Origin of the sequence: Streptomyces sp. (assembly GCF_035645055.1) — a bacterium.
Classification (GTDB): domain Bacteria; phylum Actinomycetota; class Actinomycetes; order Streptomycetales; family Streptomycetaceae; genus Streptomyces.
In genome coordinates, this window is the sequence record NZ_DASQNH010000017.1 from 18,514 (window position 1) to 34,185 (window position 15,672).

A 15,672-nucleotide genomic window follows, 5' to 3' on the forward strand; every position below is an offset into this window, starting at 1 on the left:
AGGGGCGGTGTTCAGCCCGTGGCCGCGTCGGCGTGCCCGGGTTCCGCCTCGGTCGCGAAGCGGAGGAGTCCGGCGCGGACGTCGTCGCGGAAGGCCCGCATGAAGGACGGGCTGAAACAGGCGGTGGAGTGCGGGAACTCGATGGAGAGCCGGCCTTCGAAGGAGACGACGCACGCCATGACGGGGCTGCGCCCGGCCTGCGGGAAGTAGTGCTCGCGGGCCGGCACCAGGCGCACGTCGACCGCCCGCAGCCCGCTCGGCAGCCGTGGGCCGGGGACGACGCCCATGTTGGTGGCGATCACCGTGGCCAGTTGCAGCGCGGGATCGCGGGGGATCTCCGGCGTGATGCGCATCTCGTGGAAGTGGTCACCGCGGGAGAGGAAGTCGCTCAGGCGGGCGTGGACGGCACGCGCCAGCTCCAGCGGCTCGGACGCCTCGGAGACGTCCAGCGTCTGCAGGTGGGTGGTGACCGCGGGCACCAGGGCGGCGGCGGGCAGCGGCGGGGACAGCCGGGAGCGCAGGTCGACCGGGGAGAGGCAGCCGAGGGTGCGGGGGCCGTCGCCGTCCAGGCGTCGCCGGGCCGTGGCCAGCAGCGTCGCGGCGATCAACGCGTGCACGGAGACGCCTGAGCCGCGTGCCGTCCGGCGCAGTCGCGAGGTGAGTTCCGGGTCCAGGGTCAGCCGGCGGACCTCGATGTGCCCGTCCGGGCCCGCCTGTTGGCCGGTGGCGGTCGGGCGCGGTACGTCGTAGGGCACCAGCGCCACGGGGTGCCGCCGCGTCTCCTCCAGGCGGCCGTCGAGGTACTTCGCCGTGTCGGCCTCGTCGGCCGGGGGCAGCAGCCGGCTGACGGGCTCGGGCCAGCGCGGCCCGCCGGAGGGGGTTGCCTCGTCGGCCGGCTCCCCGTCGACCAGGGCCCGGTAGCGGTCCCACAGCGCGTTGTGCAGCGCGATGCTGCTGTGGCCGTCCGTGACGGTGTGGTCGACCACCAGCACGAACAGGTGGCTCCCGGCGTCCGGCGCGCTGATCAGGGCGGCACGGCTCAGCGGGCCCCCGACGGGCAGCGGCCTGTTCAGCTCCGCCGCGTAGGCCTCCTCCTCGTCGCCGGTCCGGGTGATCAGGCGGGGCCGTTCCTCCTCGTCCAGGAGGCTCAGGACGTGGCCCGCGCCGTCCTGTCGGATGCGCGACCGCAGCGCCGGGTTGGCCTCCGTCATGGCGTCGTAGGCGGCCGACAGCGCGGCGACGTCCACGGGTCCGCGCAGGGTGCAGGACAGGACGGCCCTGCTTCTCTGGCCCACGTAGAGCGTCTCGACCGGACACAGCGCACGGTGCATGCCGTCAGCCTTCTTTCCGTCGTTCGTTCCGGGGGTCCCACGGCCCGGGATCGGTCTGCCGCCGCGGCTGTCCGCGGGGGGCGGGGGCCTTTCGAGAGTGCACGGCGGAACGCGGCCGAATCCAGCGGAGAACCCGGCGTGAGGGGAAGTCGCGTGATTTCCCTAGAAGTTGAGGTCCGGGAAGGTGAAGAGGGCGGCGCGCACTCCCCGGCAGCGCATTCTTCAGGGAAACCCCTGAATCGGCGTCCCGAGGGCCCGGTCCCGCTTGACCCGGCCCGTTCCGGTGCCCCAGCGTGCTGTGCCGGGAGACCGGGGCCGGGTGACGTGATTCCCGCGCCCTCGGCGTGCCACCTCCCTTTTCACCCGTGGCCCGGCCCGGCGCGTACGGACACGCGCGGGAGGCACGGAGCGGTGGCCGCCCCCGCCCGATCCGGCCGGGCCTTCGCCGTCCGGGACATTACGGCTTGCCACGTGAGGGTTGTGCTATGTCACTCCAGGAGGACGAACGTCGACCGCTGTCCGGGGCCCAGGAGGGACTCTGGTACGCCGGACGGCTCGCACCGGACAGCGCCGCGTACAACACGGCGGAGGCGGTGGAGATCCACGGCCCCCTCGACACCGCCCTGTTCGAGACGGCGCTGCGGCGCACCGTCGGTGAGGCCGACACCTTCGCCCTGCGATTCGCCGACACCGACGACGGCCCCCGCAGCCACCCCGCCGCGGACGCCGACGACTGGCCTCTGCACCGGGTCGACGTCAGCGGTGCCGAGGATCCCGCGGCCGCCGCGTGGGCCCATGTCCGCGCCGACCTCGCGACACCCGTGGACCTGGAGAAGGGCCCGCTGTTCGCGCACACTCTGCTGGCCCTCGCCCCTGACCGCCACCTCTGGCTGCTGAGGGCCCACCACCTCCTGCTCGACGGCTACAGCTACAAGCTCCTCGGGCGACGCCTGGCCGACACGTACAACGCGCTGGCCGAGGGACGCGAACCGGCCCCCGCCGGTTTCGCGCCGGTGAGCCGGCTCCAGGAGGAGGAGGCGGCCTACCGCGCCTCCGAGGCGTACGCCCGCGACCGCGACCACTGGGCGCGGCGCCTGGCCGGTCTGCCCGAGCCCGCCCGGCTCACCTCCCGTACGGCCGCCCCCACCGCGCCGTTCCTGCGCCGCACCGCCGATCTGACGCCCGCCGAGACCGGCGCCCTCGACGCCGCCGCGGCCCGTCTCGGCGTCCGGCGCACCGACCTGCTGACCGCCGCCACCGCCGCCTACCTGCACCGGATGACCGGCGCCCGTGACCTGGTGCTCGGCCTCGCCACCATGAGCCGCCTCGGCAGCGCCGCCCTGCGCACCCCCGGCACCGCCTCCGACGTCCTCCCGCTGCGCGTGGCCGCCGCCCCGGACACGCCCGTCGCGGAGCTGGCGCGGACCGTCGCGGAGGAGCTGAAGGCGCTGCGCCGCCACCAGCGGTACCGGGGCGAGTTCCTCCGCCGTGATCTGGGCCTGCTGGGCACCGGACGCCGGCTGTACGGGCCGGTGCTCAACATCGTCCCGTTCGACGAGTCGCCGGTCTTCGGCGGGCACCCCACCACCTGGCACCACCTGTCCGGCGGAGCCGTCGACGACCTGCAGATCTCGGTGCGGCCCGGAACCCGGTCCGGCGGACTGTGGCTGGCCTTCGACGCCAACCCCGCCCTGTACGAGGAGGACGAACTCGCCCTGCACCGCGACCGGTTCCTCACGGTGCTGCGCCGACTGGCCGAGACCGACCCGACGACACCGCTGGGCGGCCTGGACGTCCTGCTGCCGGGCGAGCACCCCCGCGACGCTCCCGTCCGCACGTATCCGGTCGAGCGGACCCTCACCGAGCTGTTCGAGGAGCGGGCGGCTGCCGTGCCCGAGCGGACCGCCGTCACCTGCGGGGACGAACGGCTCACGTACGGCGAGCTCAACGCCGAGGCCAACCGCCTGGCCCGGCTGCTCACCGAACACGGCGCGGGCCCGGGCCGGGTGGTGGCGCTGGCCCTGGAGCGCGGTGTGCGGCTGCTGCCCGCCCTGCTGGCCGTCCTCAAGACCGGCGCCGCCTACCTGCCCCTGGACCCCGGTCACCCGGCCGAGCGGCTGCGGCTGGTCGTGGAGGACGCGGCCCCTGTCGTCCTCGTCACCGAGCACGCCCACGCCGGCCTGGCCGAGGACGCGCTTCCCGTCGTCCGCCTGGACGACGAGGAGGTCACGGCGGACCTGGCCCGCCGCTCCGCCGCCGACCTCACCGACGCCGACCGGCATGGGCGGACGAGTCCCGCCGACATCGCGTACATCATCCACACCTCAGGCTCCACCGGCCGCCCCAAGGGCGTGCCCGTCCCGCACGCCAACGTCGTGCGCCTCTTCGCCGCGGCGGCCGAGCACGTCGACTTCCGTGCCGACGACGTGTGGACGCTGTTCCACTCCTACGCCTTCGACTTCTCCGTCTGGGAGATCTGGGGCCCCCTGCTGCACGGCGGCCGGGTCGTCGTCGTCCCGTACGCCGTCAGCCGCTCGCCACGCGAGTTCCTGGAGCTGGTGCACCGCGAGGGCGTGACCGTCCTCAACCAGACGCCGTCCGCGTTCGAGCAGCTCATCGACGCCGACCTCGAACGCGGCGGCGACACGGGGGCGTTGCGCTACGTCGTCTTCGGCGGCGAGGCCCTGCGCCCGGCGCGGCTGCGCCCCTGGGCCGACCGGCACGGCCTGGACCGCCCGGCGCTGGTGAACATGTACGGCATCACCGAGACCACCGTGCACGTCACCCACCACCGCCTCACCCGTGCCGACCTCGACGACCCGCGCCGCGGCAGCGTCGTCGGCACCCCGCTCGCCGACCTCCGGGTGCACCTGCTGGACGCCGAGGGACACCCGGTGCCGCCCGGCGCGACCGGCGAGATGTACGTCTCCGGCGCAGGCGTCGCCGCCGGATACCTGAACCGGCCCGACCTGACCGCCGACCGTTTCCTCGACGACCCCTACGGTCCGCCCGGCACCCGCATGTACCGCTCGGGCGACCTGGCCCGGCGCCGCGCCGACGGCACGCTCGACTACCTCGGCCGCGCCGACGCCCAGATACAGCTGCGCGGCTTCCGTGTCGAACCCGGCGAGATCGAGGCCGTTCTCGCCGCCCACCCGGGCGTCACCCGCGCCGCCGTCGTGCCCCGCCGCGCCGGCAACGGCGCCCTGCATCTCGTCGCCTACACCGTCCCCTCCGGCGACGCGCCGGTGAGCCCCGCCGAGCTGCGCGCCCACGCCGCCGCGCACCTGCCCGAGCACATGGTCCCGGCCGCCTGCGTCCCGGTGGACACACTGCCGCTGACCGCCAACGGCAAGCTCGACGTGCAGGCCCTGCCCGCACCGGACTTCACCGCCGCCGCGTCCGGCACCCGCCCCGGGACACCCGAACAGGTCCTCGTGTGCCGCCTGTTCGAGGACGTGCTGAAGCTGCCCCGGGACACCGTGGGCACCGACGTGAACTTCTTCGACCTCGGCGGCGACTCCCTGCTCGCCACCCGTCTGCTGGCCCGCCTGCGGCACGAGACCGGCGCCGAGATCCCCATCACCGCCCTGTTCGAGACACCGGCCCCGGCCGCCCTCGCCCAGCGGCTCGCCGCACACACCGGCGGTGCCCTCCCCCGGCCGGCCCTGGGTGCCGCCGTACGCCCGCCGCGGGTGCCGCTGTCCTTCGCCCAGGAACGCATGTGGTTCCTGAACCGGCTCGACGACGGAGCGGCCACCTACAACATCCCGCTCCTCGTGACGCTCGACGCCGACCTCGACACCGACGCGCTCCGGGCGGCCCTCGGCGACCTCGCCGACCGGCACGAGATCCTGCGGACGGTGATCGCCGAGCACGACGGAGTGCCGTACCAGCGGATCCTGCCGCCGGGAGAGCTGCGCCCGGTCCTGCGCCGCGTCGACTGCCCCGCCACGGAGACCGCCGCCCACGTCACCGCCGCGCTGCGGCACCGCTTCGACCTGACCGCCGAAAGCCCCCTCGCCGTCTGGCTGCTGGGCTCCACCCTGTTGTTCGTCCTGCATCACAGCGCCGCCGACGGCTGGTCGCTGCGTCCCTTCGCCGCCGACCTGAGCACCGCCTACGCGGCCCGCCGGGCCGGCCGGGCACCCGACTGGTCCCCGCTGCCGGTGCAGTACGCCGACTACGCACTGTGGCAGCGCGCCCTGCTGGCCCCCGGACCGGACGGCCCCGGGCGGCTGGAACGGCTCACCGCCCACTGGCGCACGGCCCTGGACGGCCTGCCCGAGGAGTGCACCCTGCCCGGCGACCGGCCGCGTCGCACCGCACCGCGCGGCGGCGGCGCGCACGTCGAAGCGACCCTCGACGCCGCCCTGCACCGCGCCCTGCTGCGCCTCGCCGACCACGAGGGCGCCAGCCTGTTCATGGTGCTGCACGCCGCCCTCAGTGCCCTGCTCACCCGCTGCGGGGCCGGCGAGGACATCGTCCTCGGCACCCCCGTCGCGGGCCGCACCGAACCCGCCCTCGACCACCTGATCGGTCTGATCGCCAACACCCTGGTGCTGCGCGCCGACACCTCCGGCGACCCCGCCTTCCGGGACCTCCTCGCCCGGCTGCGCATCGCCGACCTGGCCGCCCTGGACCATCAGGACCTGCCCTTCGACCGGCTGGTGGACGACCTCAACCCGCCCCGCACGCCCGGCCGGCACCCCCTGTTCCAGGTGATGCTGGCCCTCCAGAACAACGAACCCGCCGTCCTCGACGTGGACGGCAGCCGCGCCGAGTTGCGGCCCACCGCCACGGGCACCGCCAAGTTCGACCTCTTCGTGGACGTCCTGGAACGCCACACCCCCGAGGGCGCTCCCGACGGCCTGACGCTCCACGTCGAGTACGCCACCGACCTGTACGACACCGGCACCGCCGAGGCGTTCGCTCTCGCCCTGCACGACGTCCTGCGCGCGGTGAGCGCCGACCCCGGCACCCGCGTCGGCGAGCTGCCCGCGCTCCCCGAGCGCTCCCCCGCCCCGGCCGCGACCGGCCCCGCGGAACTGGAGGACGCGGCCCTGTCCGTGCCCGGCATCCGTGACGCCCACGCGCTGCCCGGCACCGTCGACGCCCCGCCGCGCCTGTACGTGGTGCCCGGACGGGCGGACGCCGCCGAACGCGTCGAGGAACTCCTGGACCGCGCGGGCCACGGCACCGTCCGCGTCACGGCGGTCAACGCGCTGCCCCGCGCCGAGGACGGCACCGTCGACACCGCGGCGCTGGACGCCCTGCCCGCCGTCGACCGCGCCGCGGCCGGGACCTGGCGGCAGGTCCTGGCTCAGGTCCCCGGCGTCACCACGGTCGACGTGTCGGTGGAGAACACCCCCGAGGAACTGGACCGCCGCCACACCGGTCTGCCCGACCGCACCACCGAACCCGCCCCCGCCGCCCGCACCGGGGGCGCCTCCGCCGTACCGGCCCTCAGTGAGGGCCCCGCCCTCACCGAACCGTCCGTGCCGGGCTGGGCCGACGCCCTGCGCCGCGCCGCCGCACGCGACCGGGGTGACATCGTCCACGTCCACGCCGACGGCAGCGAACACCGGCGCACCTACGCCTCCCTGATCCCCGAGGCCTCCCGCGTGCTCGCCGGTCTGCGCCGGGCCGGCCTGCGCCCGGGCGACCAGGTCATCCTCCAGTGCGACGCGACCGAGGACTTCCTCGCCGTGCTGTGGGGCTGCGTCCTCGGCGGCTTCGTCGCCGTCCCGCTGACCGTGCCCGCCTCCTACGACACCCCCTCGGCGGCCCTCACCAAACTGGAGGGGATCTGGCGGATGCTCGGCCGGCCCTGGATCGTGTGCTCCGCGGGCCGCGAAGCCGGACTGCGCGAGGTCGCCGCCCGCCAGGACTGGCCCGGACCGCGGCTCACCACGGCCGACGCGCTGCGCGAGGCGCCCGAGGACCACGACTGGCACCCCGCCGGACCGGACGACCTCATGCTGATGCTGATGACGTCCGGCAGCACCGGCCTGCCCAAGGCGGTGCGCCTCACCCACCGCAACGTGCTGACCCGCTCCGCCGCCACCGAGCAGATGAACGGCCTCGGCGCGGACGACGTCTCCCTGAACTGGATCCCGCTCGACCACGTCACCGGCGTGGTGATGTTCCACCTGCGGGACGTGTACCTGGGCTGCCGCCAGATCCACGCCCCCACCTCCTACGTCCTCCAGGACCCGCTGCGCTGGATGGACCTCGCCGACCGGCACCGGGTCACCGTCACCTGGGCGCCCAACTTCGCCTTCGGGCTCCTCGCCGAGCAGTCCGACCGCTTCACGGACCGCGCCTGGGACCTGTCGCCGATGCGCCTGGTGATGAACGCCGGTGAGGTCGTCGTGGCCTCTGCCGCCCGCCGGTTCCTGCACGCGCTGAAGCCCTTCGGCCTGCCGCAGGACGTGATGCACCCCGGCTGGGGCATGTCCGAGACCTGCTCCGTGGTCACCGACGCCGTCCTGCCCGCCGAACCCGTCCCGGACGAGGGGACGTTCGTCAGCTGCGGCAGGCCCTACCCCGGGTTCGCCATGCGGATCGTCGACGAACAGGGCACGGTCCTCACGGAGGGCGAGGCGGGCCGGTTCCAGGTCCGCGGCACCTCCGTGACCGGCGGCTACCACGACAACCCGGCGGCCAACGCGGAGGCGTTCACCGACGACGGCTGGTTCGACACCGGCGACCTGGCGTTCCTGCGCGACGGCGAGCTGTACATCACCGGCCGCGCCAAGGACGTCATCATCGTCAACGGCGTCAACCACTACAGCCACGAGATCGAGGCGTGCGTCGAGGAACTGCCTTACGTGGAGCGCAGTTTCACCGCCGCGGTCGCGGTGCGCTCCGATCCGTCGTCGCCCACCGACGAACTCGCCCTCTTCTTCCACCTCGCGTCGGAGGTCACCGCCGGCGCCCTGCGCGAGATCGCCGGGAAGGTGACCCGGGAGACCGGCGTCAGCCCCGCCTTCCTGATCCCGGTCGCGACGGAGGCCATCCCCAAGACCGAGATCGGCAAGATCCAGCGCACCAAGCTGCGCAAGAGCTTCGAGGCGGGCGCCTTCGACGACGAGGTTCGCCGGACCCAGCTGCTGCTGGGCACCGCGGCCACCGTCCCCGACTGGTTCCTGCGGCCGGTGTGGCAGCGGGCGGAACGCCCCGGGACCCGGACGACGCAGCCCGGCCGGCACACCCTCGTCCTCGCGGGCGGCGACCCCCGGGGCCACAAGCTCGCGGCACGACTCGCCGACGCACTGCGGTCCGGCGGGGGCCTGTGCACGCTGGTCGGTGAGGGGACGTCGTACGCCCGGCTCGACGCCGCGCACTACCGGGTACGGCCCGCCGAGGAAGCCGACCACGCCGCGCTGCTTCGGCGGTTGGAGGACGACCAGCGGCCGGTCGACGCCGTCCTCGACCTCGACGGGCTGCGCGGCACCGGCGCCCCGGAGACGGTGCCGGACGGCACGGCCGGTGCGGAGCGGCTGCTCGCGTTCGCCCGCGCCCTCGCCGACCGGCCCGGGCGGCAGCGCCCCGTCGACCTCGTGTACGTGACGGCGGGCGCCCAGGCGGTGCGCGCCGGCGACCGCCCCTCCCCGGTCCACGCCATGGCGGGCGCGCTCCTCAAGTCGTTGGCCGAGGAGTTCGGCCGGCTGCGCGGCACGCACCTCGACCTCCCCCCGGGCGACGGCACGGACCCGCTGCCCCTCCTGACGGCCGAGGCGACGGCCACCGCGGACGGCGCGGAGGTGGCGTACCGCGACGGACACCGCTACGTACGCCGCCTCGCTCCCCTGCCCGGCACCGCGCCCCGCGCCGAACCGCCCGCGCACGACGGCTTCACCCTGCTCACCGGGGGCCTGGGCGGCGTCGGTGCCGAGATCGCCGCCCACCTGCTGCGCACCCCCGGCACCCGGCTGCTGATCGTGGGCCGCACACCGGGATCCGAGGCCCACGTCCTGCCACGCCTGCGTGAGCTGGGCGACGTCCGCTACGCCCGGGCCGACGTCACCGACGAACGCCAGGTGCGGGCCGCGGTGGAGGCCGCCACCGAGGCGTGGGGCGTACCCCTGGCGTCGGTGCTGCACCTGGCCGGGACGCTCGTGGAACGCCCCGTGGGCGAACTGGACACCGAAACCTGGCGCCGGGCCCTCGCGGCGAAGACACGCGGCGCGTGGACGCTGCACCGGCTCACCGCCGACCACCCGGTCACCTCCTTCGTCACCTTCTCCTCGGTCAACGGCTGGTTCGGCGGCGCCATGAACGCCGCCTACGCCGCCGCCAACGCCTATCTGGACGCGCTCGCCCTGTACCGCCGGAGCCTCGGCCTGCCCGCGCAGTCGCTGGCCTGGAGCATGTGGCGCGAGCGCGGCATGAGCCGCGGCTACGGTCTCACCGCGCTCACCGAGGCACGCGGCTACCGGCTGCTCGACGCCCCCGCCGCGCTGCGCTCGTTCGACCTGGCCCGCACGCTCGACGAGCCGCACCTGCTGATCGGCGCCGACCGCACCGCCCCGTGGGTCCGCAGCCACGTCGTGGCGCCCGTGCGGCAGATCCGGCGCCTGGCCGCGCGCGTCGGCCTGGAGGACGGCACCGACCTGGGCGCCCTGTACCGCGCGGCGGCCGACGGTGCCCGCGCGGCCGGCCTGTCCGACGCGTGGACGCTGCGCTCGGCGGGCACCACCGCACGCCCGGAGGAGGCGGAGGCGGGGGAGGAACTGCGGCTGCTGGAGAGCCGGCTCGCCGAGGTGTGGTGCGGCGTCCTCGGCCGCGACCGGGTGGGCCGGGGCGACAACTTCTTCGACCTGGGCGGCAACTCGCTGCTCCTGGTCACCGCCCAGACCGCCGTCAACCGCGCCTTCGGCACCGACCTTTCGGTGGTCGACCTGTTCGCGCACCCCACCGTCCGGGAGCTGGCCCGCCGCCTGTCGGCCACCGGCGCGGGCCCGGCGGCGGCCGCCGAACAGCCGCCACAGCGGGAAGCCGGCGGACTGGACCGCGCCAAGGAACAGGCCCGGCGCCAACGAGCGGCCCGCGCCCGCCGATCCGCCCGCCAGGGTAAGGGCCGGGGCCATGCGTGACCGGGTGAACGCCCTGCGGCACACCACCGAGCCGGACGACGACCAGACGGACACCACGGCGAACACCACGCCGCACACCGCCGAGCCGGGAGAGGACGAGGCACAGGCCGTGCACGACACCAGCACACCCCACGACGGGGAGTTCCCCGAGTTCCCCGCCGTCGCCGTCATCGGCATGGCGGGCCGTTTCCCCGGCGCCGACGATCTCGACGCCTTCTGGGAGAACCTCGCGGCCGGGCGGGAGGCGATCCGGCCCGTCACCGACGAGGAGTTCCTCGCCGCGGGCGGCGACCCGCGCGACCTCGGCGACCCGACGCTGATCCGGATGGTGTCGGCCGTCGAGGGCATCGACCGCTTCGACTCCGGCTTCTTCGGCTACAGCCCCGCCGAGGCCGCTGTCGTCGACCCGCAGCAGCGGCTGCTGCTGGAGACGGCCTACCACGCCCTGGAGGACGCCGGCTGCCTCGGCGGCGACCGTACGGGCGAGGCGTTCGGCGTCTACGCGGGCGCCGGCGACAGCCGCTACTACCCGGCCCACGTGTACCCGCGCTTCGCCGGGCAGCCCGGCTCGGTGGAGCTGGTCCACGCGGCCACCGCCAACTCCCTCGGCACCCTGGCCACCCGCGTCTCCTACGAACTCGGCCTGACCGGACCGAGCGTGTCCCTCCAGACGGCCTGCTCCACCGCGCTGGTCGCCGTGCACACCGCCTGCCAGGATCTGCTGGACCACCGCTGTGACACCGCGCTCGCCGCCGCTGTCTCCCTCAACCCCTCGGCCGCGCTCGGCTACCGCCACGTGCCCGACGGCCCGTTCTCGCCCGACGGCCACTGCCGCGCCTTCGCCGCCGACGCCGCCGGTACCTCCTCCGGCGACGGCGTGGGAGCCGTCGTGCTCAAACGCCTGGAGGACGCCCTCGCCGACGGCGACCGGATCCGCGCCGTCATCCGGGGCAGCGCCGTCAACAACGACGGCCGCCGCAAGGTCGGCTTCAGCGCGCCCAGCGCCGCCGGGCAGACCGAGGTGATCCTCGCCGCGCAGGCCCAGGCGGAGGTCGACGCCGGAACCATCGGCCTGATCGAGGCGCACGGCACCGCCACCAAGCTCGGCGACCCGATCGAGGTGTCCGCGCTGACGGAGGCGTTCCGGCACAGCACGCGGCGGACCGGCTTCTGCGCGCTCGGGTCGGTCAAGACCAACATCGGTCACCTCGGCGCCGCCGCCGGCATCGCCGGGCTCATCAAGGCGGTGCTGGCCCTGGAACACCGGCAGATCCCGCCGAGCCTGCACTTCGACCGCGCCAATCCGCTCATCGACTTCGGGGCGAGCCCCTTCCGCGTGCCCACCGCGCTGGAGGACTGGCCCGCGGGCGTCCATCCCCGCCGGGCGGCCGTCAGCGCCTTCGGCATCGGCGGCACCAACGCCCACGTGATCCTGGAGGAGGCCCCGCCCGCCGCCCCTGTCACGCCTCGCCCGCCGGAGCACGGCCGCCGCCTGGTGCTGCCCCTGTCCGCGCGCACCGCCGGCGCCCTGCGCGGCCAGGCCGAGGCACTCGCCCGGCACCTCGAACGCCGGCCGGAGCTGCGCCTGGACGACGTGGCGCACTCGCTGCGCGCCGACCGGCCCGCGCTGCGCCACCGGCTCACCGTCACGGCGGCCTCCCGCGAGGAGGCCCTGGACGCGCTGCGCTCCGCCGCCCCCGCCACCCCGCCGGTCTGCGACGACCCGGCCCGCGTGGCGTTCCTGCTGCCGGGCGGCGGCACCCAGTACCCCGGCATGGGGGCGGAGCTGTACCGCGACCACACCGTCTACCGCGACACCGTCGACGAGTGCGCCCGCATCCTGCGGCCCGTCCTCGGCGCCGACCTGCGCCCCGCCCTCTTCGAGGAGCAGCGGCCCGACGACACCGCCGCATTCCTCGGGCTCGTGGTCACCGAGTACGCCCTGGCCCGCACGCTCATCGAGTCGGGCGTCCGCCCCGACGCGCTGATCGGCCACTCGCTCGGCGAGTACACGGCCGCCTGCCTGGCCGGCGTCATCGACCTGGCGGACATGCTGCCCCTGGTCACCGAACGCATCCGGCTCATCAGCTCCGCCGGCGGCGCCACCGTCGGCGTCGCCGGCCCGGCCGACGAGATCCGCCCGCTGCTCGACGACGACCTGTCCCTGGCCGCCGTCAACGGCCCCGGCGCCTGCACCGTCGCCGGACACCTCGACGCCGTCACCCGCTTCGAGGCCGAACTGACCCGCCGGGGCGTTCCGTTCCGCCGCCTGCGCATCCCCGTCGCGGCCCACTCCCACGTCCTGGACCCGGTCCTGCCGGCCTACGAGACCCACCTGAGCCAGGTCACCCTGCGCCCGCCGCGCATCCCGTACGTCACCAACGTCACCGGCACCTGGGTCACCGACGCCGAGGCCACCTCGGTACGGCACTGGCTCGACCACACCCGCAACACCGTGCGGTTCGCCGACGGCATCACCGCCGTGTGGGACCGCCTGCGCCCCGTCCTCGTGGAGATCGGGCCGGGCGACACCCTGACCAAGCTGGCCGCCGGCCGGCTCGCCGACGAGGCACCGGTGACGGTGACCACCATGCGGCACGCCAAGGCCGAGGCGTCCGACGGGTTCGTCCTCGCCGAGGCGCTGGGGCGGTTGTGGAGCGTGGGCGTGGACAGCGCCCTGCCCCCGGTGCCGGGCCCGCCCCGGCGGGTCCCGCTGCCCCCGTACGCCTTCGAACGCCGACGCCACTGGATCGACGCCCCCGGCACCCGCACCGGCCCCGCCGCCCCCGACGACGCCCCGGCCGCGGCGGAGCCCGGCCCCGGCCTCGCCCCGCGGCCCCGGCTGACCACGGAGCACGTACCGCCCCGAACCGACCGCGAACAGGAGGTCACCCGGATCTGGGAGGAGACCCTCGGCATCGGCGGCATCGGCCTGCACGACAACTTCTTCGACCTCGGCGGCGACTCGATGCGCGCCGTACTGCTGGCGGGCCGGCTGCGCCGGGCCGGCGTCCTCGACGTCCCGGCGGCGACCCTGCTGGCCGCGCCCACCGTGGCCGGGGTCCTCGCCGCGGCCGACGAGCAGGACGGGAAGATGCCGGAAACCGCCCCCACCGCGCTCGGACCACTGCTGCCGCTGCGCGCCGAGGGCACCGCCACGCCCCTGTTCTGCGTCCACCCCGGCGCCGGCGTCTCCTGGCGCTACACGGGCCTGCTGCCCCACCTCGGCGGCGAGCAGCCCGTCTACGGCATCCAGGCGGCCGGCCTCGACGGCACCCGGCCGCCCGCGCCGGACGCCGCCGCCATGGTCGCCCACTACCTCGACCTGGTCCGCCAGGTGCAGCCGCACGGCCCGTACCGGCTGCTGGGCTGGTCCTACGGCGGATTCGTCGCCCACGCCATGGCCTGCGCGCTCCAGCGCGACGGTGAGCGCGTCGAACTCCTCGCCATGCTCGACGCCCCGCAGCCGCACGGCACCGCACACGACCCCGACGCGGCCGAACGCCAGGTGGCGGCCCTGCTGTCCCGGGTGGCCGGACTCGCCGCCGGCCCCGGGACGGCACCCGCCGAAGTGGACACCGTCCTGGACCGGATCGACGCCCGGGTCACCGCCGACCCGTCGAGCGTGCCCGTCACCCGCGCCGAGGCCGCCGCCATCGCCGCCGTCATGCGCAACAACCTGCGCATCGCACCGCAGTTCGCTCCCGGTGTCTACCACGGTGACGTGCTGTTCTTCAGCGCGGATGAGGAGCAGCCCACCGGCTTCCCGGCGGACCTGGCGGTGCTGCCCGGCAAGGCCGACAGCTGGCGGCCCTACGTCGACGGCACCCTGCACGACCACCACGTGCCCTGCGGCCACTACGAGATGACCGAACCGGAACCGATCGCCCGCATCGGCGAGGCGGTCGCCAAGGCCCTGCGCGGCCACGGCGACGACCGAGCCGCCGTTCCGGTTGCCCCTGAGCACCCTTGATCACCCTTGAGCACGCGTGGAGGAGAGCCAGCGTGAGAGCGACCCAGGACCTCTACGAACTCGGCGACGCACCCGAGATCGGCACCGTCCCTCGGAAGATGTACGCCTCGCTGATCCGCCGTGAGCGCTACGGACAGCCCGTCGACGCCTTCCGGACCGAGGTGGTCGACGTCCCGCCCGTGGGCCGGGGACAAGTCCTGGTGAAGGTGATGGCCGCCGGCATCAACTACAACAACGTCTGGGCGGCGCTGGGCTCGCCGCTCGACGTGATCGCCGCCCGGCAGAAGGCGGGCGCCACCGAGGACTTCCACATCGGCGGCTCCGACCTGTCCGGGATCGTGTGGGCGGTCGGCGAGGACGTACGCGGGGTGCGGCTGGGCGACGAGGTCGTCGTCCTCGCCAACCGCTGGGACGAGAAGGCCGAGGACATCCGCCTCGGCGGCGACCCGACCTGGTCCACCAGCCAGCGGGTGTGGGGCTACGAGGAGAACTACGGCTCCTTCGCCCAGTTCGCCGTCGTCGACGACTACATGTGCCACCCCAAGCCCGCCCGGCTGTCCTGGGCGGAGGCGGCGTGCTACATGGCGACCGCCGCCACCGCCTACCGCCAGCTCTTCGGCTGGCCCCCGCACACGGTGCGCCCGGGCGACCCGGTGCTGATCTGGGGCGGCGCCGGTGGCCTCGGCTGCATCGCCATCCAGCTCGTCCGGCACGTCGGCGGCATCCCTGTCGCGGTCGTCTCCAGCGAGGAACGCGGCGAGTTCTGCCTCAAGCTCGGCGCGGAGGGCTGGATCGACCGGCGCCGGTTCGACCACTGGGGGCGGCTGCCGGACACCTCCGACGAGGAGGCGATGGGACGCTGGCTGGCGGGGGCCCGTGCCTTCGGGCGGCGCTTCTGGGAGGTGCTCGGCGAGCGCCGCGGCCCGCGCATCGTGCTGGAGCACTCGGGCGCCGACACCATCCCCACGTCGCTGTACCTGTGCGACAACGGCGGCATGGTCGTCCTGTGCGGCGGCACCACCGGCTACAACGGTGACGTCGACCTGCGCTTCCTGTGGATGCGGCAGAAGCGCCTGCAGGGTTCGCACGTCGCCACCGCCCGCGAGGCACGGGAGGTCACCAAACTCATCGGCCAGGGCATCATCGACCCGTGCCTGTCCCGGACCTTCGATTTCGAGGAGATCGGCCTCGCCCACCAGCTCATCCATGACAACCGGCACCCGGCGGGGAACATGGCCGCCCGCGTGGGCGACCGGGGGTGATTCGG

Annotated in this window: 4 protein-coding genes; 3 read left to right on the forward strand and 1 reads right to left on the reverse strand. The window is 75.0% G+C overall.

Annotated elements, in window-relative coordinates; translation table 11 throughout:
• Nucleotides 1–11: 11 nt before the first annotated feature.
• Nucleotides 12–1,331, reverse strand: coding sequence for a phthiocerol/phthiodiolone dimycocerosyl transferase family protein (locus VE614_RS04830; RefSeq protein ID WP_324932502.1), 1,320 nt, complete (start codon nt 1,329–1,331; stop codon nt 12–14).
• A gap of 485 nt (nt 1,332–1,816) precedes the next feature.
• Between VE614_RS04830 and VE614_RS04835 the strand changes: the two genes are divergently transcribed.
• From VE614_RS04835 to ccrA, 3 genes are read left to right on the forward strand one after another with little or no spacing between them, the layout of a single operon-like run.
• Nucleotides 1,817–10,432 carry a non-ribosomal peptide synthetase gene (locus VE614_RS04835; protein ID WP_324932505.1) on the forward strand — a complete coding sequence of 2,872 codons (8,616 nt, stop codon included), beginning with the start codon at nt 1,817–1,819 and terminating at the stop codon, nt 10,430–10,432.
• The gene (locus VE614_RS04840; protein ID WP_324932508.1) at nt 10,425–14,405 is read left to right on the forward strand and encodes a type I polyketide synthase; all 3,981 of its coding nucleotides are present in this window, start codon (nt 10,425–10,427) and stop codon (nt 14,403–14,405) included. Before VE614_RS04835 ends, VE614_RS04840 begins: the two co-directional genes overlap by 8 nt.
• A 32-nt stretch (nt 14,406–14,437) precedes the next feature.
• Complete coding sequence (gene ccrA / locus VE614_RS04845; RefSeq protein WP_324932511.1) at nt 14,438–15,667, forward strand: crotonyl-CoA carboxylase/reductase; 1,230 nt, start codon at nt 14,438–14,440, stop codon at nt 15,665–15,667.
• Nucleotides 15,668–15,672: the final 5 nt, after the last annotated feature.